General features: G+C 73.2%; 18 protein-coding genes and 1 pseudogene. 6 read left to right on the top strand and 13 right to left on the bottom strand.

Annotation, left to right across the window (positions count from 1 at the left end; all coding sequences use genetic code 11):
* Positions 1-3 precede the first annotated feature (3 nt).
* Positions 4-435: pseudogene (locus tag ACIF6F_RS20060) on the top strand (MBL fold metallo-hydrolase); the annotation flags it as partial.
* On the opposite strand, the gene ACIF6F_RS20055 reads toward ACIF6F_RS20060, so the two are convergent.
* Positions 414-1,457 (bottom strand): NUDIX domain-containing protein, encoded by a 1,044-nt coding sequence (locus ACIF6F_RS20055; protein WP_399948266.1) that lies wholly within the window; start codon positions 1,455-1,457, stop codon positions 414-416. The pseudogene ACIF6F_RS20060 and the gene ACIF6F_RS20055 sit on opposite strands and share 22 nt — an antisense overlap.
* A gap of 211 nt (positions 1,458-1,668) precedes the next feature.
* Between ACIF6F_RS20055 and ACIF6F_RS20050 the strand changes: the two genes are divergently transcribed.
* The gene (locus tag ACIF6F_RS20050; RefSeq protein WP_399948375.1) at positions 1,669-2,655 is read left to right on the top strand and encodes a LacI family DNA-binding transcriptional regulator; all 987 of its coding nucleotides are present in this window, start codon (positions 1,669-1,671) and stop codon (positions 2,653-2,655) included.
* A gap of 123 nt (positions 2,656-2,778) precedes the next feature.
* Here ACIF6F_RS20050 and ACIF6F_RS20045 read toward each other — a convergent pair whose 3' ends face one another.
* The 6 genes from ACIF6F_RS20045 to ACIF6F_RS20020 form a co-directional block, all read right to left on the bottom strand.
* Positions 2,779-4,068, bottom strand: coding sequence for a DUF6986 family protein (locus ACIF6F_RS20045; protein ID WP_399948264.1), 1,290 nt, complete (start codon positions 4,066-4,068; stop codon positions 2,779-2,781).
* Positions 4,069-4,292: 224 nt separating this feature from the next.
* A complete protein-coding gene (locus ACIF6F_RS20040; protein ID WP_399948262.1) occupies positions 4,293-5,255 on the bottom strand; it encodes an electron transfer flavoprotein subunit alpha/FixB family protein in 963 nt (320 codons plus the stop codon).
* A gap of 57 nt (positions 5,256-5,312) precedes the next feature.
* Positions 5,313-6,101 (bottom strand): electron transfer flavoprotein subunit beta/FixA family protein, encoded by a 789-nt coding sequence (locus ACIF6F_RS20035; protein WP_399948260.1) that lies wholly within the window; start codon positions 6,099-6,101, stop codon positions 5,313-5,315.
* Positions 6,102-6,315: 214 nt separating this feature from the next.
* The gene (locus ACIF6F_RS20030) at positions 6,316-6,855 is read right to left on the bottom strand and encodes a flavin reductase family protein (RefSeq protein ID WP_399948258.1); all 540 of its coding nucleotides are present in this window, start codon (positions 6,853-6,855) and stop codon (positions 6,316-6,318) included.
* A 43-nt stretch (positions 6,856-6,898) separates the two neighbouring features.
* The gene (locus ACIF6F_RS20025; RefSeq protein ID WP_399948373.1) at positions 6,899-6,979 is read right to left on the bottom strand and encodes a putative leader peptide; all 81 of its coding nucleotides are present in this window, start codon (positions 6,977-6,979) and stop codon (positions 6,899-6,901) included.
* Between the two features lie 215 nt (positions 6,980-7,194).
* The gene (locus tag ACIF6F_RS20020) at positions 7,195-7,527 is read right to left on the bottom strand and encodes a thioredoxin family protein (protein ID WP_399948256.1); all 333 of its coding nucleotides are present in this window, start codon (positions 7,525-7,527) and stop codon (positions 7,195-7,197) included.
* Positions 7,528-7,791: 264 nt separating this feature from the next.
* On the opposite strand from ACIF6F_RS20020, the gene ACIF6F_RS20015 reads away from it, so the two are divergent.
* Positions 7,792-8,514, top strand: a complete 723-nt coding sequence (locus ACIF6F_RS20015; protein ID WP_399948255.1) for a lysophospholipid acyltransferase family protein — start codon at positions 7,792-7,794, stop codon at positions 8,512-8,514.
* 65 nt (positions 8,515-8,579) lie between these two features.
* Here ACIF6F_RS20015 and ACIF6F_RS20010 read toward each other — a convergent pair whose 3' ends face one another.
* Positions 8,580-9,119: a CGNR zinc finger domain-containing protein gene (locus tag ACIF6F_RS20010; RefSeq protein ID WP_399948251.1), complete on the bottom strand. Its 540-nt coding sequence runs from the start codon at positions 9,117-9,119 to the stop codon at positions 8,580-8,582.
* Between the two features lie 83 nt (positions 9,120-9,202).
* Between ACIF6F_RS20010 and ACIF6F_RS20005 the strand changes: the two genes are divergently transcribed.
* On the top strand, positions 9,203-10,633 hold the full coding sequence (locus ACIF6F_RS20005) for an MFS transporter (RefSeq protein WP_399948249.1): 1,431 nt from the start codon (positions 9,203-9,205) through the stop codon (positions 10,631-10,633).
* Positions 10,634-10,646: 13 nt separating this feature from the next.
* Here the strand turns inward: ACIF6F_RS20005 and ACIF6F_RS20000 are convergent, their stop codons facing one another.
* Entirely contained in the window at positions 10,647-11,291 is a 645-nt protein-coding gene (locus ACIF6F_RS20000; protein ID WP_399948247.1) for a GAP family protein, read from the bottom strand.
* 263 nt (positions 11,292-11,554) lie between these two features.
* Between ACIF6F_RS20000 and ACIF6F_RS19995 the strand changes: the two genes are divergently transcribed.
* Both ACIF6F_RS19995 and ACIF6F_RS19990 read left to right on the top strand, forming a co-directional pair.
* The gene (locus ACIF6F_RS19995; protein ID WP_399948246.1) at positions 11,555-12,217 is read left to right on the top strand and encodes a GNAT family N-acetyltransferase; all 663 of its coding nucleotides are present in this window, start codon (positions 11,555-11,557) and stop codon (positions 12,215-12,217) included.
* A 69-nt stretch (positions 12,218-12,286) separates the two neighbouring features.
* Positions 12,287-13,138, top strand: coding sequence for an MBL fold metallo-hydrolase (locus ACIF6F_RS19990; protein ID WP_399948244.1), 852 nt, complete (start codon positions 12,287-12,289; stop codon positions 13,136-13,138).
* 123 nt (positions 13,139-13,261) lie between these two features.
* Here the strand turns inward: ACIF6F_RS19990 and ACIF6F_RS19985 are convergent, their stop codons facing one another.
* From ACIF6F_RS19985 to ACIF6F_RS19970, 4 genes are all read right to left on the bottom strand, one after another.
* Positions 13,262-14,323 (bottom strand): threonine aldolase family protein, encoded by a 1,062-nt coding sequence (locus ACIF6F_RS19985; RefSeq protein WP_399948371.1) that lies wholly within the window; start codon positions 14,321-14,323, stop codon positions 13,262-13,264.
* Positions 14,320-15,078 (bottom strand): SDR family NAD(P)-dependent oxidoreductase, encoded by a 759-nt coding sequence (locus ACIF6F_RS19980; RefSeq protein WP_399948241.1) that lies wholly within the window; start codon positions 15,076-15,078, stop codon positions 14,320-14,322. Before ACIF6F_RS19980 ends, ACIF6F_RS19985 begins: the two co-directional genes overlap by 4 nt.
* A 23-nt stretch (positions 15,079-15,101) precedes the next feature.
* Positions 15,102-16,499: a DUF6421 family protein gene (locus ACIF6F_RS19975; protein WP_399948239.1), complete on the bottom strand. Its 1,398-nt coding sequence runs from the start codon at positions 16,497-16,499 to the stop codon at positions 15,102-15,104.
* 81 nt (positions 16,500-16,580) lie between these two features.
* A complete protein-coding gene (locus ACIF6F_RS19970; protein ID WP_399948237.1) occupies positions 16,581-17,582 on the bottom strand; it encodes an alpha/beta hydrolase in 1,002 nt (333 codons plus the stop codon).
* Positions 17,583-17,599 lie beyond the last annotated feature (17 nt).

The following is a 17,599-nucleotide window of genomic DNA, read 5'->3' as shown; positions in this document are numbered from 1 at the left end:
GGCATGGATCTCGTGGAAGTGGTTCCGCGGCTGCACATGTTCCGTTTCCCGATCGGCCAGGCGTACCTGTGGCGCGACGGGACCGAGCTCACCCTGGTCGACTCCGGCAACGTCATGTCGGCGGCGGAGTTCGAGCAGGGGATACGTTCCCTCGGTCTGGATCCCGCGGGGCTGCGCCGCATCGTGCTGACCCACTGCCACCGCGACCACATCGGTTCGGCCGGCGAGCCGGCCGGGCGGTACGGCGCGGAGGTGGTGGCCCACCGGCTGGAGGCCCCGGTGATCCGGGGTGCGCAGCCGGTGCCGGAACCGGTGCTGCTCGACCGGGAGTTGCCGCTGTACGAGCACGGGCTGGGGCCGACCGGGGCAGGCGGGCGGACCCTGACGGGGCGGACCGTGACGGGCCGGGCCCGTCAGCCGACCGGGACGCCCGCCTCCAGGTTGAGCACGGTGGCGCGCTCGCGGGCGCGCAGGGCCCAGCGCAGCCGGTCGAAACGGTTCTGCGGGAGCAGCCCGGCGGCTTCGCTCTCGGTGACGAACCGCCAGGCGCGCAGCTCCGGCCCGGGCAGCCGTACCGCGCGGGCCTGTTCGGCCGGGAGGCGGCCGCCGTCGAAGAGCATGCGCAGGCCGCCGTACGCCGGGGGTCGCGGCGGCTCCCAGTCGACGACCAGCAGCCGGGGCGGGCGGTCGAGGGTGATGCCGACCTCCTCGGCGACCTCCCGGATCCCGGCGCGGGCCGGTGCCTCGCCCGGCTCGACGATCCCGCCGGGGAACTCCCAGCCCGGCTTGTACGTGGGGTCGACCAGCAGCACGCGGTCCTGGTCGTCGAAGAGCAGCACGCCGGCGGCGACGGTCTCGCCGGTCGGTTCGGGGGTCTGGACGATCTCGCAGCAGCCGGAGGTGCCGCCGCGTACGGCGGCGGCGATGGCCTCGGCGGTCTCGCGGGGGCTGAGCGTGCTGTTGTCGACCGCGTGGGCGTCGGCCCGGAGCCAGCCGCCCAGCGCCTCCCGGTAGGCCGGGATGTGGTCGTACGCCCACTGGCGTACGCGGAGTTGTACGTCGGCGTCCGGGACGTCCGGATCCTCGCGGTGGGCGATCCGGTCCCGAAGGATCGTTTCCTCTGGGGTGAGCAGGAAGTGCCGGACCTCGATCCGGCGGGCGGCGAGGCCGCCGAAGATCTCGTCGCGGTACTCCTGGCGCAGCAGGGTCATGGGGACGACGAGGGTGCCGCCGACCTCGGCGAGCACGGCCGCGGCCCCGTCGACGACCAGGCGCCGCCAGATGGGCAGGTCCTGGTAGTCCGTCACCTCGTCGAGGTGTTTGGGCGGCAGCAGGTACTTCAGGACGCCGCCGATCACCTCGGGGTCGTACAGGGTGCTGTCCGGGAGCAGCCCGGTCAGTTCGCGGGCGGTACTGGTCTTCCCGGCGCTGAACGTGCCGTTGATCCAGACGATCACGAGTCCCCCTCATCCGAAGCCCCCTGTGGCTTGCCCGCAACACCCTGTCGCGGAAACCCGGGACCGGGCCGGAGCTCACGGCACCGACGGTATCCGGGCACGCGCGGGGCGTGTCGGCCGGGCACTATCCTCGAAGATCGGCGCCAGCATCGACCGGAGGACCCGCGTGCCCCAGAACCCCCAGGAGTCCCGCTACGGGAACCGGCCGACGATGAAGGACGTCGCGACCCGGGCCGGGGTCGGGCTCAAGACGGTCTCGCGGGTGGTCAACGGCGAGCCGGGGGTCACCCAGGACACCGAGCGGAGGGTCCGGGAGGCCATCGAGGAGCTGGGCTTCCGGCGCAACGACAGCGCCCGGGTGCTGCGCAAGGGGCGTACGGCGACGGTGGGCCTGGTCCTGGAGGACCTGGCGGACCCGTTCTACGGGCCGCTCAACCGCGCGGTGGAGGAGGTGGCCCGGGCCCACGGCGCCCTGCTGATCAACGGGTCCAGCGCGGAGGACCCGGAGCGCGAGCGGGAGTTGGCCCTGGCGCTGTGCGCGCGCCGGGTGGACGGGCTGGTGGTGATCCCGGCCGGGGACGACCACCGGTACCTGGAGCCGGAGATGCGGGCCGGGGTGGCGACGGTGTTCGTGGACCGGCCGGCGGGCCGGATCGACGCGGACGTGGTGCTGTCGGACAGCTTCGGCGGCGCGCGGGACGGCGTGGCCCACCTGGTCGCGCACGGCCACCGGAGGATCGGGTTCATCGGCGACCAGCCGCACATCCACACCGCCCAGGAACGGCTGCGGGGTTACCGGGCGGCGATGGCGGACGCCGGGTTGCCGGTGCCGGCGGACCTGGTGGCGCTGGGCCCGACCGATCCGCGGACGGTGACGGCGGCGGCCCGCGCCATGCTGGCCGGAAGGGAGCCGGTCACCGCCCTGTTCGCGGGCAACAACCGGGTGACCGTGACGCTGGTGCGGGTCCTGGCGGGTCTGGACCGCGCCGTGGCGCTGGTGGGCTTCGACGACTTCGAACTGGCCGATCTGCTGCGCCCGGGCGTGACGGTGGTGGCCCAGGACCCGGCGGCCCTGGGCCGGGTGGCCACGGACCGCCTCTTCCGCCGCCTCGCCGGCACCCGCCTCCCGACGGAACGCATCGAACTGCCGACCCGCCTCGTCCCCCGCGGCTCGGGCGAACTCCCCCCGGTCGCCTGACCGTCCGCGTGCACGCCGCCCCGCGCCGGGCTCCCGGCCGGTACGACGGCGGGGCCGGGCGGTGTGCGTGCACCGGCCGGCCCCGCCGGTTCGAGGCGTCCCGGGCCGGGCCCGGGGCGGGGGTTACTTCAGGGTGGCCGAGCGGCGCGGGATGGCGAAGGCGTCCAGTTCCGCGCGGGTCAGGCCGGTGCGGGCGGTGACCTCGTCGGCGCCGACGGCGCCGCAGTCCAGGCCGCGGACCAGGTAGCCGGCGAGGGCCTTGGCGGTGGCCGGCTCGTCCATCACGTCGCCCTCGATCTTCGCGACGTACGCCTTGAGGCGCGCCGCGGCGGCGTCGAGGCCCTCGCGGTAGAAGGCGAAGACGGCCGCGTAGCGGGTGGGCAGGTGGCCCGGGTGCATGTCCCAGCCCTGGTAGTAGGCACGGGCCAGGGCGCGGCGGGTCAGGCCGTAGTGCAGCTTCCAGGCCTCGTGGACGTGCTCGGTGGTGCCGATGGGCAGGACGTTGGTCGAGCCGTCGGAGACGCGTACGCCGGTGCCGGCGGCCGCCACCTGCATGATGGCCTTCGCGTGGTCGGCGGCCGGGTGGTCGCTGGACTGGTAGGCGGCGGAGACGCCGACGCAGGCGCTGTAGTCGAAGGTGCCGTAGTGCAGCCCGGTGGCGCGGCCCTTGGCGGCGTCGATCATGCGGGCGACGGTGGCGGTGCCGTCCGAGGCCAGGATGGACTGGCTGGTCTCGATCTGGATCTCGAAGCCGATGCGGCCGGGGCGCAGGCCGCGGGCGGTCTCGAAGGCCTCCAGCAGCTCGACGAAGGCGGAGACCTGCTCGGCGTAGGTGACCTTCGGGAGGGTGAGCACCAGGCCCTCGGGCAGGCCGCCGTGCTCCAGCAGGCCGGAGAGGAAGACGTCGGTGGTGCGGATGCCGCGGTCCCGGACGTTGGACTCCATGCACTTCATGCGGATGCCCATGTACGGGGCGTTGGTGCCGTTCGCGAAGGCCTCCGACACCAGGCGGGCGGCGCGGGCCGCGGCCTGGTCCTCCTCCTCGTCGGAGCGGACGCCGAAGCCGTCCTCGAAGTCCACGCGGAGGTCCTCGACGGGCTCGCGGCGGAGCTTGGCGCGGACGCGCTCGTAGACCGGGCCGGCGAGTTCGTCGGAGATGCCGAGGACGCGTGCGAAGGTGGTGGCGTCCGGGGCGTGCTCGTCGAGGGCGGCGAGGGCCTGGTCGCCCCAGGAGCGGATGGTGTCGGCGGTGAAGACGTCGCCGGGCACGTAGACGGTGTGGATCGGCTGGCGGGTGCCGGGGTCCCCGGGGTAGCGGCGCGCGAGCTCCGCGTCCACCGGCGCGAGCGAGGCGCTGACGCGCTCGCTGACCGCGCCTGCGAGGCTCGTTGCCACCTTCTCCTGCTGACCCATCCTGCACACTCCTATTTTCCGCTTCACGGAAGCATTGATCCGCATAGCAGAATTTAGTCAGGGCGTTCCGCTCCGTCAATGCTTGCCCACGGGCGGTCCGGGCGTACCGCGCAAAAGCCGCGGGGCCGCGCGGTGACGTTCACCACGCGGCCCCGGGGCTCAGCGTCTGCGCAGGTCAGGCCGCGCAGGTCAGGCAGGTCAAGAAGTCCGGCGGAGCCGGCGGATCAGCCCTTGCGGGACTGGATCTCCTCGGTCAGCTGCGGGACGACCTGGAAGAGGTCGCCGACCACGCCGTAGTCGACGAGGTCGAAGATCGGGGCCTCGGCGTCCTTGTTGATGGCCACGATGGTCTTCGAGGTCTGCATGCCGGCGCGGTGCTGGATGGCACCGGAGATGCCGGACGCGATGTACAGCTGCGGCGAGACGGACTTGCCGGTCTGGCCGACCTGGTTGGAGTGCGGGTACCAGCCGGCGTCGACGGCGGCGCGGGAGGCGCCGACGGCGGCACCGAGCGAGTCGGCCAGCGCCTCGATGATCGAGAAGTTCTCGGCACCGTTGACGCCGCGGCCGCCGGAGACCACGATCGCGGCCTCGGTCAGCTCGGGGCGGCCGGTGGACTCGCGCGGGGTGCGGGAGACGACCTTGGTGCCGGTGGCCAGGGCGCCGAAGGAGACGGCGAGCGCCTCGACGGTGCCGGCGGCCGGGGCGGCCTCGACCGGAGCCGAGTTCGGCTTGACGGTGATGACCGGGGTGCCCTTGGAGACACGGGACTTGGTGGTGAAGGACGCGGCGAACGCGGACTGCGTGGCGACCGGACCCTCCTCACCCGCCTCCAGGTCGACGGCGTCGGTGATGATGCCGGAGCCGATGCGGACCGCGAGGCGGGCCGCGATCTCCTTGCCCTCGGCGGAGGACGGGACGAGCACGGCGGCCGGGGAGACGGCCTCGTACGCGGCCTGCAGCGCGTCGACCTTCGGGACGACGAGGTAGTCGGCGAACTCGGGGGCGTCGGCGGTCAGGACCTTGACGGCACCGTGCTCGGCCAGGGCCGGGGCGGTGGCCTCGGCGCCGGCACCCAGGGCGACGGCGACGGGCTCGCCGATGCGGCGGGCCAGCGTCAGCAGCTCAAGGGTGGGCTTGCGGACGGCACCGTCCACGTGGTCGACGTAGACGAGAACTTCAGCCATGGGACTGCTCTCCTGCGATTGCGAAGTATGAGGGGGCGGTTGGGGTGACCGAAGTCCTTAGATGAACTTCTGGCCCGCGAGGAACTCCGCGAGCTGCTTGCCGCCCTCGCCCTCGTCCTTGACGATCGTGCCGGCCGTGCGCGCCGGACGCTGGGCCGCCGAGTCGACCGCGGTCCAGGAGCCCTCGAGGCCGACCTCGTCCGCCTCGATCTCCAGGTCGGAGAGGTCCCAGGACTCGACCGGCTTCTTCTTGGCGGCCATGATGCCCTTGAAGGAGGGGTAGCGGGCCTCGCCCGACTGGTCCGTCACGGAGACGAGCGCCGGGAGGGAGGCCTCCAGCTGCTCGCTGGCGGCGTCGCCGTCGCGGCGGCCGGTGACGGTGCCGTCCTCGACCTTGACCTCGGAGAGCAGGGTGACCTGCGGGACGCCCAGGCGCTCGGCCAGGATCGCCGGGAGGACACCCATGGTGCCGTCGGTGGAGGCCATGCCGGTGACGACCAGGTCGTAGCCGGCCTTCTCGATCGCCTTGGCGAGCACCAGCGAGGTGCCCATGACGTCGCTGCCGTGCAGGTCGTCGTCCTCGACGTGGATGGCCTTGTCGGCACCCATCGACAGCGCCTTGCGGAGCGCGTCCTTGGCGTCCTCGGGGCCGACCGTCAGGACGGTGATCTCCACGTCGTCGTCGGACTCCTCGGAGATCTGCAGCGCCTGCTCGACGGCGTACTCGTCGAGCTCCGACAGCAGGCCGTCGACGTCGTCGCGGTCGACGGTCAGGTCATCGGCGAAGTGCCGGTCGCCGGTGGCGTCGGGCACGTACTTCACACAGACAACGATCCTCAAGCTCACGCCGGCTCTCCTACTGCATCGTCTTTTCTGGCTGCTGCCCTGTGCAGGCAGCATAGGCGCCTTACTGGGCGGATCCCGGTCGGGGCGGCCCGCGCTCCGATCGAAATGTTACTCGTCAGTACACCCTGGCTTTCCCCAGGAAGCAAGCTCACCGAACTGTGACCTTGCCAACGCCGCCCGACACCCCGGAAAACCGGCCCTGTGCAGGGACGACTCAGTCGCGCAGACCGTTGAAACGGCCCTGGTGATACAGCAGCGGACGACCCTCCCCCGCCGGGTCGCCCGCGACGACCTCGGCGAGTACGACACGGTGCGCGCCCGCCGGTACCCGGGCCACCACCCGGCACACCAGCCAGGCCAGCACCCCGTCGAGCAGCGGGACTCCCTCGGGCCCGGTGCGCCAGTCCGTGCCGGGACCGAAGCGGTCGGCGCCGCTGGTGGCGAAGGTGGCGGCCAGCTCGCGCTGGTGCTCGCCGAGTATGTGGACGCCGATGTGACCGGCCCCGGCTATCGCGGGCCAGCTGGAGGAGCCGGTCCCGACCGAGAAGGACAGGAGGGGCGGCTCGGCGGCCACGGAACTGAGCGAGGTGGCCGTGAAGCCGAACGGCCGCTCCCCGTCGGCCGCGGTGATCACCGCGACGCCGGCGGCGTGCCGGCGGAAGACCGAGCGCAGCAGATCGGGCGAGCCGGGGAGGCCGGCGTCGGCGGCGGGGCCGCCGGCGGTGGCGGCGGCGAGTACGGACGGAGCGGTCATGTCGGGTCCTTCTGCTGGTGGCTGCGAGCGGGTCCGGGGGCGTTCAGCAGCCCGGACAGGAGGCGCTCGCGTACCGGAGCAGGTCGATGTGGACCCGTCGGTGGAAAAGGAGTTCTGACCGCATGCGGTCAGCCTGTCGATCGTTGGCAGGTGCAGTCAAGCCGCTTCGGCGAGATGCGAGCGGCGTCACGGAGCGTCCAGGAGTGAGCACCGGTTACCCGTACGAACGTACGAGCCTTCACCGGGTGACGCGCCTGGTCGCGCGCGGTCGGCGCCTGGTCGCGCATGCGGTCGGGGCCGTGGTCCTGCGCGTGGCCGGGCTGCCGGTCGTACGCCCGGTCAGATGGCGGCGCCCAGCGCGGCGATGACGTCGGCCTTGCGCGGCATCCCGGCGGCCCGCCGCACCTCCGTGCCCGACGCGTCGAGGACCAGGACGGTCGGCGTCTTCGCTATCCCCAGTTCGCGGACCAGCGAGAGGCGCGCCTCGGCGTCGATCTCGACGTGGGCGACGCCCGGGACCAGCCCGGCGACCTCGGCGAGGATCCGGCGGGTGGCCCGGCACGGCTGGCAGAAAGCGCTGGAGAACTGCACGAGGGTGGCGCGCCGGCCCGGCTCCGCGCCGAGTTCGGCCGCTCCCAGCCGTCGCGCACCGCCCGCGGTCGTCGCGTCCACGCGCACCGTGCTCCTTCGCTCGTTCAGGGGCCCCCATGGCCTTCCGCAGGGACGATTGTCCCCCGTTCCGTACGGTGGCTTCAGCGCGCCCGGTGACCGCGTGATTCCCGGCAGGTTTCGCAGCGTGACGAGAATCTCGCCGGCCAGGGGCGTCTGGACTGGTCAGCGGCGCTCCCATGGGGCACGATCCCCTTGCCGGTACCTACGCTGGCGTAACTTCCCGCCGGGAGCACCGCCCCAGGCAGAAAGAGGGGTCTCCCCACGATGGCAGAGCTGGTCTACCCCCCGGTGATCGGTGCGGCGCACACCCTGTTCCGTGCGCTGGACATCCGGATCGACATGAAGGGCACCGAGAACATCCCGCGCAAGGGCGGTGCGGTGCTGGTCTCGAACCACATCGGTTATCTGGACTTCATCTTCACCGGGCTGACCGCGCGTCCGTCGAAGCGGCTGGTGCGCTTCATGGCGAAGGAGTCGGTGTTCCGGCACAAGGTGTCCGGACCGCTGATGCGCGCGATGAAGCACATCCCGGTGGACCGCAAGCAGGGCGAGGAGGCGTACCAGCAGGCCCTCGCGGCGCTGCGGTCCGGCGAGATCATCGGGGTCTTCCCCGAGGCCACGATCTCGCAGTCGTTCACGCTGAAGAGCTTCAAGTCCGGTGCCGTGCGCATGGCGCAGGAGGCCGGCGTTCCGGTGATCCCGGTGGCGCTGTGGGGCACGCAGCGGCTGTGGACCAAGGGCCGCCCGAAGGACCTGAAGCGCAGTCACATCCCCGTGACGATGCGGGTGGGCGAGCCGATGGAGGCGCCCACGGACCAGTTCGCGGGCGCGCTGACCCGCCGTCTGCGCGAGCGCGTGCAGGAGCTGCTGGACGCCGCGCAGCGGGCGTACCCGGTGCGCCCGGCGGACGCGCAGGGCGCCTGGTGGCTCCCGGCCCACCTGGGCGGCTCCGCGCCCACGGCGGCGGAGGTGCGCGAGGCGGGCTGACGGTCCCGCCGGGCCGACCTCCCGGTCGAGACCGGGGGTTCCCCGGCAGAACGTACGTACGCGGCTCACTGTCCGGCGCGTTGGCGCCGGCGGTGGGCCGCGACGCGTTCCCGGGACGCGCAGGCGGCGGAGCAGTAGCGGCGGGCGCTGCCCGGGCCGGTGCCGAGGAAGTACGCGCCGCACCGGGCGGCGGCGCAGGCGCCCCAGGTGACGCGGCCGTACTCGGTGAGGACCGAGGCGAGCGCGAGTGCGCCGGCGGCGAGGAACCAGTCGCCCCACCCCGCCTCCTCGCGGTCCGCGTGGAGGTGCCAGGCGTGGCCGTCGTGACGGGTGAGGCGGGGGCGGGCCCCGCACGCCTCGAAGAGCGCGTTGAGGGCCGCCGCGGCGCGGTCGGCGTCGGTCTCGGCCAGGACCTCGCCCATCCTGCGGGCGGCGGCGCGCAGTTCGGCCGCGTCCGCCGCCGAGAAGGCCTCGGGCGTCAGGTCGTCGGCGTGCTCGCCGTGCCGGGCCAGGAGGGCGGCGAGTGCCTCGCGGGAGGCTTCGGGCCTGACGCGGACCTCGTTGGCGAGGTCGACGAGGCGTTGGGCGGGGTCGAATCCCTTCACACCGCCGAGTGTAATGTCTTGTTGCATCAAGCCGTTACGCGGTGCCGGCCGGGGGTGGCCGCCCGCGCGGGGAGGGGATGCGGATGCGCGGTCCTGTGGTGCTCAGGGGGTATCTGGCGACGGCACTGGCCGCCCGGTTCGCCGGCGAGGGGGTCGGGCTCGCGCTGGTGCTGCTGGCGGTGGAGCGTACGGGCGGGGCGGCGCACGGTGCGTTCGTGCTCACCGCGTGGACCGCGCCGCACGCACTGGCCGCCCCGCTGGCCGGGGCGGTGGCGGCCCGGGCCCGGCGGCCCCGGCTGTTCTACACCGGGGCCCTGGTGGGCTTCGGCACGGCGCTCGCGGGGCTGGCGCTGCTGGTCGGTCGGGCTCCCGCCGCGGTGGTGGCCGCGGTTGCGGTGGCGGGCGGCGCGTGCGGGCCCGTCGTGACCGGGGCGCTGTCGAGTCTGGTGGCGCGGCTGATCCCGGCGGGCCCGGTCCGGGACCGGGCGTACGCGTGGGACGCGGCGACGTACAACGCGGCCTCCGTCACCGCCCCGGCCGTCGTCGGCACGATCGCCGCCGCCCGCTCGGGCGCCTGGTCGATGGCGGCCCTGGCGTCCGCCGCCGCACTGGGCGCCGTACTGGCGGCCCTGCTCCCGTACGGGCGGCGTGGCGGAGCGGGCCCGGCGACAGCGCAGGGTGCGGGGAACGGGGGCTCCGCATCCCTGGCAGCAGACGGGGCCACGGACCCGGCCACCACCGCCGGACCGGGCGGGCCACACGGACCCGGAAGCCCCGTCGGGCCGGGCGGCGCGGACGAGTCGGAGAGTCCGGACAGGTCGGCGGGCGGGCCGGGCCGGGCGAACGGTCAGGGCGGGGTCGTGGCCGCCGGGCTGGTCGCGCTGTGGAGGGTGCGGGAGCTGCGGGCGATCACGTCCGCCACGTCGCTGGCGTTCCTCGGGCTGGGGGCGTTGACCACCACCGCGGTGCTGCTCGCCGACCGGCTGGGCGGCGGCAGCGGCTCCGGGAGCGTGCTGATGACCGCGTTCGCGGTGGGGGCCCTGACGGGTGCCCTGGGGCTGACCCGCCTGTCGCTGCCCGCCGGGCGGCTGGCGGAGTACGCGATGACCGGCACCGGTCTGGCGCTGGTGGCCGCGTCCTGGGCGCCGTCGCTTCCGGTGGCGGCCGCCCTGTTCGCGGTGGCCGGAGTGTGCGACGGGCCGCTGTTGGCCGCGACCCTGCGGATCCGGGCCGACCACGCGCCGGACGGTGCCCGGGAGCAGGTGTTCACGCTCGGCGCCGGCCTGAAGATGACCGCGGCTTCGGCGGGCGCCGCCGCCGCGGGCTTCGGCGCCGCGCTGCCCCCGGCCTGGCTGCTGGCGGCGATCGGCGCGGTGCAGCTGGCGGCGGCCGCCCTCCACCGGGCTCTCGCCCGTACCCCGGCCCCGTCGGCCGAGGCGGCCCCCGCCCTGCGGTCCGCGGCCGCGGATCCCGCGGCACCACGGGCCGTACCCGGGCCGCGGGACCGGCCCTGAGCCCTGTCCCGCGTCAGGTGACGAGCGCGTAGATGCTGCCGGCGGTCAGCCACAGGCCCGCCAGGAGGGAGAGGGTGACGATCAGCTGTTCCTGGTGCTCTTCGAGCCAGGTCCGCAACGCGTCGAGCCGGGTGCGCGCGGCGGTCGGTGCCCATACGGCGTACAGCTCCATGGCCAGGAGGCTGAGGGTGGCCAGCAGGCAGTAGCCGGTCAGGACGAGCCAGCTGGAAAGGGAGGAGAGATCGGCGCTGACCACCGTGGCGGCTCCGGCGGCGACCAGGCCCCACGGCTGGAGCAGCCAGGCGAGTGCTGCGGCCGTGCCCAGCGAGGCCTGGTCGATGCGGGCGGTCCAGCGCGGTGCTCTGCGCGGACGGGGCGGCCTCCGGAGCCGGTAGCCGCCGAACAGCACCAGGCCCACGCCGATCGCCAGCTTGGCGGCGACCGCGGCGGTGGACGGGGTGCTGTGGCGCTGGGGCGGCGTCCCGCCGGTCAGCAGCAGCACACAGGCGATCACGACGACCAGGTTGGCCAGCCAGGACAGCAGGTAGACGAGACCCTTGCGGACGCCCCGGTGCGAGGTGAGGAGCAGCATGCAGGCGCTGTTGTGCAGCGGTCCGAACGTGATGGCCGTGCCGATCACGATCAGATCGACGAGCATCGGCACAGCAGCTCCCTGGGATCAAGGCCGGCACGGCACCCGAGGCGGGCCTGCCCGCCCGGAGAGGGGTGCCGGCGCCGGTTCGGCACGCATCCCGACTCTGCGGCCGGCCCTCCGGCGGGTCAAGCGGACCACGCCGACGCCCACGAACGCCTCGGCGCCGCCGGCGGAGCGGGGCACTGCGTCGGAGCCACGGACAGCCGCCGGCCCTCCTATGTAATATCCGGATTCCAGTCGTGGTCATTACCCGGAGGGGTGTCCGAATGTGGGACGCAGCGCGTTCGTGGGTCGAGGGGTGGACCGTCTCGCGGCGGACGCCGAAGCCGGTGGACATGCCGTGGGGGCTGAGCATCCGGGTCGGGCTGCCGGCCCAGCCGGTCCGCCACGTCCTGCTGGACACCGACGCCGAGACCGCGCGGGATCTCGTCGGCTCGGTCACCGAACCGGCCACCTGGATCAAGGCCTTCCTGGCACCGGACGTCATGCAGCCGTGGTTCCCGCCCGTCTGGGAGCCGACGGACCCCGGCTTCCTGATGGCCGTCGACCTCCGCCCGGCCACCGTCCGGGCCCCTGACGGCTACACGGCCGCCACCGAGACCGCAGACGGCGTCACGAGCGTCCGCGTCCTGGCCGCCGGCGGGACGCTCGCCGCGCGCGGCCGGATCGGCCTCACGGCCGGCGCCTGCGTCTTCGACCAGATCATCACGGAGGAGGCGCACCAGCGCCGCGGCCTGGGAACGCTGGTGATGAACGCCCTCACCAACGCCGCGGTCGAACACGGCGCAACCACCGCCACCCTGGGCGCAACCGTCCAGGGCCGCGCGCTCTACGAGACCCTCGGCTGGAAGACCCTGGCCCCCCTGACCGGCTTCGTCCACCGACCCCCCGCCCCGTGGACCCCGCCCCGGCACGACCGCCGCGTTTGACGGCGGGCCGGGACGGGGCTGGACTGGATTCATGGGAGTTGCCGCGAGTCCGGTCCAGGGAGGGCGGCCATGACGACCCTGGAGAGTTTCGACCTTCTGCAGCCTTACAAGATCGCCGAGGAGACGTTCGTCATCCCGTGGGCCCTGGAGGCCCCGCCGGTCGGTCACTTCCCGATGAACTCGATGGTGATCCGGGGCAGCGAACCGGTCCTCGTGGACACCGGGGCGCCCGCGGTGCGGTCCCAGTGGCTGGAGGCGGCCTGGTCCGTCGTGGATCCCCTGGACGTCCGGTGGATCTTCCTCACCCACGACGACCGCGACCACGCGGGCAACCTCCTGGCGGTCCTCGCCGAATGCCCGAACGCGACCCTGCTGACCACGTGGTTCTCCATCGGCCGGATGGCCGAGGAGTGGGAGACCCCGATCAACAGGTGCCGCTTCATGACCGACGGCGACACGATCGACGCGGGCGACCGCACCCTGGTCGCCAAGCGGCCGCCCCTGTACGACAACCCCACGACCCGCGCCCTCTTCGACGCGAAGTCCCGCGTGCTGTGGGCCGTGGACACCTTCGCCACGAACGTGCCGACCCCCATGGCCGAGACGGCCGAGCTCTCTTCCGACGAGTTCCGCGACGGCCAGTTCTTCGGCGGGACCCTGGTCTCCCCCTGGGTCGCCCTGCTGGACGCGCAGAAGTTCGGGGCGGTCGTCGGCGACTTCCAGCGCCTGGACGCCGAGGTCATCGCCGGCTGCCACTGCCCGGTCATCCGCGGGGACCGGATCCCCGAGGCCTACGAGCTGCTCCGCCGGCTCCCCGGGGTCCCGCCGTGGACGGAGTTCACCCAGGCCGATCTGGACCAGTGGATGGCGGTCGCCGAGAGCTCGGTCCCGCCGGAGCAGCCGCGGCCGTCGGCGACGTGACGTCGGGGGCACACCGGTGGCCCGGAGGCCCTGGGGCCGCGAGCACGGGTGTGCCCCGCACCGGACGTCAAGGCATGTCCGGTGCGGGGCACATCCGTTCAGCTGTCGGGGCGACGGCTCGCGTCAGCGGGCCATCTCCTCCTTGAGCGCCTGGAGGAAGCCGTCGACGTCCTCCTCCGTGGTGTCGAAGCCGCACATCCAGCGGACGTGGCCGGCGGCCTCGTCCCAGAAGTAGAAGCGGTAACGCTTCTGCAGGCGCCGGGTGACCTCGTGCGGCAGCTTGGCGAAGACCGCGTTGGCCTGCACCGGGTAGAGGATCTCCACCCCGTCGACCTGGCGGACGCCGGCGGCCAGCCGCTGGGCCATCTCGTTGCCGTGGCGGGCGTTGCGCAGCCACAGGTCCTTGGCGAGCAGCGCCTCCAGCTGGACCGAGACGAAGCGCATCTTGGACGCCAGCTGCATCGACATCTTGCGGATGTGCTTCATCTGCCGGACGGAGTCCGGGTTGAGCACGACCACCGCCTCGCCGAAGAGCATGCCGTTCTTCGTGCCGCCGTACGACAGCACGTCGACGCCCACCGTGTTGGTGAAGGTGCGCATCGGCACGTCGAGCGAGGCCGCGGCGTTGGCTATCCGCGCCCCGTCCAGGTGGACCTTCATCCCGAGGGAGTGGGCGTGGTCGCAGATGGCCTTGATCTCGTCCGGCGTGTAGACCGTGCCCAGCTCGGTGTTCTGGGTGATCGACACGACCTGCGGCATCGCCCGGTGCTCGTCCTCGAAGCCCCAGGCCTCCTGGTCGATCAGCTCGGGGGTGAGCTTGCCGTCCGGGGTGGGGACGGCCAGCAGCTTGATGCCGGCCATCCGCTCCGGAGCGCCGCCCTCGTCCACGTTGATGTGGGCGGTCTTGGCGCAGATCACCGCACCCCAGCGGTCGGTCATCGCCTGGAGGGCGACGACGTTGGCGCCGGTGCCGTTGAAGACCGGGAAGGCCTCGGCGTAGGGGCCGAAGTGGCTGCGGATGACCTTCTGCAGGTGCTCGGTGTACTCGTCCTCGCCGTAGGAGACCTGGTGGCCCCCGTTGGCGAGGGCTATCGCCTCGAGGACCTCCGGGTGTGCTCCCGCGTAGTTGTCGCTGGCGAAACCTCGCACCGCCGGATCATGGTGCCGGCGGGCGTCGGTCCTCAGGGTTGCGGGGTGAGCCACAGACGCTGTCCGTTCACTTCCGAGGCGGGCCGGTCCCAGACGCCGACGATGGCCTCAGCCAGTTCCTTGACGTCCGTGAAGCCCGCGAACTTCGCATTGGGGCGCTCGGCGCGCATGGCGTCGTGCACCAGTGCCTTGATGACCATGATCGCAGCAGCGGCGCCCGGACCGTCCTCGCCCCCCGCCTTGCGGAAGGAGTCGGCCATCGCCAGGGTCCACGCCTCGGCTGCGGCCTTGCCGGCGTTGTACGCGGCGTTGTTGGCCAACGGCTTGTGCGCGCCGACCTGGCTGACCAGGACGTAGCGGCCCTTGTCGCTGCGCAGCAGGCCGTCGTGGAAGGCCATGGAGGTGTGCTGGACGGTGCGGATCAGGAGCTTCTCCAGGAAGTTCCAGTCCTCGGGGTCCGACTCGGTGAACGAGTTGGCGCCGCGCCAGCCGCCGACGAGGTGGATGAGGCCGTCGATCCGCCCGAACTCCTTCTCGGTGCGGGCGGCCCACTCGCGGGTGGCCTCCAGGTCCAGCAGGTCCACGGTGTCGCCGATGACGGTGGCGCCGCCGTGCGCGTAGCGCGCCGCGTCGACGGCCTCCGCCAGGCGGGCCGGGTCGGCGTCCGACGCCACCACGGTGGCGCCCGCCTCGGCGAGCCTGAGCAGCGCCGCCCGGCCGGCGGGTCCGGCGGCACCGGCCACCGCGATCACCGCTCCGGCAAGGGAGCCGTTGTTGCCGTTGCCGTCCATCCCAGCCTCCTCCGCGCGAGCGCTCATGCGGCGGCCCGCTCGGCGCTCTGCGCCGTGATGCCCTTGGTCGAGGCGATCACGTCCTTGAGCTTCTTCGAGAGCGCCTCAAAGAACATGCTGAGCGGAAACTCGTCCGGAAGCACGTCGTCCACGAGCTTGCGCGGCGGCTGCGTCAGGTCGAGCGCGTCGGGGCCCTTGGCCCACTTGGAGCCCGGGTGCGGGGCGAGGTAGGTGGAGACCAGCTCGTACGCCTTGAACCAGTGGACCAGCTTCGGGCGGTCGATGCCGTCGCGGTAGAGCTTCTCGATCTCGGCGCAGAGCTGGTTGGTGATCTGCGGGGCGCGCTGCCAGTCGATCTTCAGCTTGTTGTCGGTCCAGCGGATCACGTCGTGCTTGTGCAGGTACGCGAAGAGCAGCTGGCCGCCGAGGCCGTCGTAGTTGCGGTTGCGGTCGCCGGAGAGCGGGAAGCGGAACATCCGGTCGAACAGGACGGCGTACTGGACGTCCCGGCCGTGCGCGTTGCCCTCGGCCTCCAGCTTCACGGCCTCCTTGAAGGCGGTGAGGTCGCAGCGCAGCTCCTCCAGGCCGTACATCCAGAACGGCTGGCGCTGCTTGATCATGAAGGGGTCGAACGGCAGGTCGCCGTGGCTGTGGGTGCGGTCGTGGACCATGTCCCACAGGACGAAGGCCTTCTCGCAGCGGTCCTGGTCGCCCAGCATCGTCGCGATGTCGGCCGGCAGCTCCAGGCCGAGGGTGTCGACGGCCGCCTCGGTGACGCGGCGGAAGCGGGCGGCTTCGCGGTCGCAGAAGATGCCGCCCCAGCTGAAGCGCTCGGGGGCCTCGCGCACGGCGATGGTCTCGGGGAAGAGCACCGCGGAGTTCGTGTCGTAGCCCGCGGTGAAGTCCTGGAAGGTGATGCCGAGGAAGAGCGGGTTGTCGTAGCGCGTGCGCTCCAGCTCGGCCAGCCACTCGGGCCACACCATGGTGAGGGCGACGGCCTCCAGGTTGCGGTCCGGGTTGCCGTTCTGCGTGTACATCGGGAAGACCACGAGGTGCTGCAGGCCGTCGGCGCGCTCGGCGGCCGGCTGGAAGGCCAGCAGGGAGTCGAGGAAGTCCGGCACCTGGAAGCCGCCCGCGACCCACTTGCGCAGGTCGGAGACGAGCGCCTGGTGGTAGGCGGCGGTGTGCGGCAGCAGCGGCGAGATCTCCTCGACGGCGCCGATCACACGGTCCACCGTGGCCTCGGCGGTGGCGCGGCTGGGGGCGCCGTCCGCCTCGAAGTCGATCGAGCCGTCCTTGGACTGCCAAGGGCGGATCTCTTCCACGGCGGCCTTGAGCACGGGCCATGCGGGGTGGTCCACCACCCGCATACCGGCGGTTATCACGCCACCGCCCGCACCCTGCACAAGAGTTTCCGTCATGTCACTTCCTCCACAGGAGAACCTCACGTATGGGCAGCGTATGCGTATGAGGCTCTCCCGCTCAAGAGGAGGATCAATAAATTATCCTGCGCCACCCCCCGCTCCGGTGAAATTCTTCCCGTCGGCCACCGTCCCGGCGATGGCTTCGCCGATGCCGTCGAGGGCCGCCCCGGCCTCGGGAAGCACCCCGGCCAGGGCGAGGAACCCGTGGAACATGCCGGGGTACGCGTCCTCCCGGGCCGGGGTCCCGGCCGCGCGCAGCGCCCGTACGTACGCGGCCCCGTCGTCCCGCAGCGGATCACAGCCGGCGGTGACCACGAGGGCGGGCGGCAACCGCTCGGTTCCGGCCACGAGCGGGGAGGCCAGGGGGTGCCCGCCGTCCCCGCCGGGGCCCAGGTACTGCTCCCAGAACCAGCGCACGTGGGCGGCGGTGAGGAAGTAGCCCGTCGCGTTCCGCACGTACGAGCCCCCGCGACCGGCGGCGTCCAGCACCGGGTAGACCAGCACCTGCAACGCCACCCGGGGCCAGCCGCGCTCCCGCGCGAGCAGCAGGGAGGCCGCGGCCAGGTTGCCCCCGGCGCTGTCCCCGGCGACGACCAGGGCGTCCGGGTGACCGCCCAGCGAGCCGAGCCGGCGGCCCGCCCAGCACAGGGCGGCGTACGCGTCGTGGACGGCGGCCGGGAAGCGGTGCTCGGGCGCGCGGCGGTAGCCCACGGAGACGACCACCGCCCCGGAGGCCCGGCACAGCCCGCGGACGGTGGCGTCGTGGGTATCCAGGTCGCACAGCACCCAGCCGCCGCCGTGGCAGAACACCACGGTCGGCCGGGGGCCGGGCCAGCGCAGGGGGTCGGGGCGGTAGATCCGTACCGGCAGGGGCGGCCCGTCGGGGCCGGGGCCCGGTATCAGGGTGTCCCGGACGGAGCCGACCTCCGGCGGCGCGGCGGCCGGCCGGGGCGCGGCGGCCAGGATCCGGCGGGCCTCGGCGGCGTCGGTGACGGTGCCGCCGAGGTCGGGGAAGGCGGCGGTGAGGGCGTCGGCACAGGCCCGGGCGAGCGGGGACAGGCGGTCCTCGGCCGGGGCCACGGAGCTCTTCTCGGCGT

Source organism: Streptomyces sp. NPDC086023, assembly GCF_044540325.1.
Classification (GTDB): Bacteria; Actinomycetota; Actinomycetes; order Streptomycetales; family Streptomycetaceae; genus Streptomyces.
The sequence above is the reverse complement of the archived record's forward strand: the minus strand, read 5'-3'. Positions and strand labels throughout refer to the sequence as shown.

Coding starts and splice junctions, on each gene's coding strand:
- ACIF6F_RS19980 (WP_399948241.1), bottom strand. CDS start 15,078: ATGGACGGCAACGGCAACAACGGCTCCCTTGCCGGAGCGGTGATCGCG.
- ACIF6F_RS20050 (WP_399948375.1), top strand. CDS start 1,669: ATGAAGGACGTCGCGACCCGGGCCGGGGTCGGGCTCAAGACGGTCTCG.
- ACIF6F_RS19995 (WP_399948246.1), top strand. CDS start 11,555: ATGTGGGACGCAGCGCGTTCGTGGGTCGAGGGGTGGACCGTCTCGCGG.
- ACIF6F_RS20030 (WP_399948258.1), bottom strand. CDS start 6,855: ATGACCGCTCCGTCCGTACTCGCCGCCGCCACCGCCGGCGGCCCCGCC.
- ACIF6F_RS20000 (WP_399948247.1), bottom strand. CDS start 11,291: ATGCTCGTCGATCTGATCGTGATCGGCACGGCCATCACGTTCGGACCG.
- ACIF6F_RS20040 (WP_399948262.1), bottom strand. CDS start 5,255: ATGGCTGAAGTTCTCGTCTACGTCGACCACGTGGACGGTGCCGTCCGC.
- ACIF6F_RS19975 (WP_399948239.1), bottom strand. CDS start 16,499: ATGACGGAAACTCTTGTGCAGGGTGCGGGCGGTGGCGTGATAACCGCC.
- ACIF6F_RS20045 (WP_399948264.1), bottom strand. CDS start 4,068: ATGGGTCAGCAGGAGAAGGTGGCAACGAGCCTCGCAGGCGCGGTCAGC.
- ACIF6F_RS20025 (WP_399948373.1), bottom strand. CDS start 6,979: ATGCGGTCAGAACTCCTTTTCCACCGACGGGTCCACATCGACCTGCTC.
- ACIF6F_RS20015 (WP_399948255.1), top strand. CDS start 7,792: ATGGCAGAGCTGGTCTACCCCCCGGTGATCGGTGCGGCGCACACCCTG.
- ACIF6F_RS19990 (WP_399948244.1), top strand. CDS start 12,287: ATGACGACCCTGGAGAGTTTCGACCTTCTGCAGCCTTACAAGATCGCC.
- ACIF6F_RS20005 (WP_399948249.1), top strand. CDS start 9,203: ATGCGCGGTCCTGTGGTGCTCAGGGGGTATCTGGCGACGGCACTGGCC.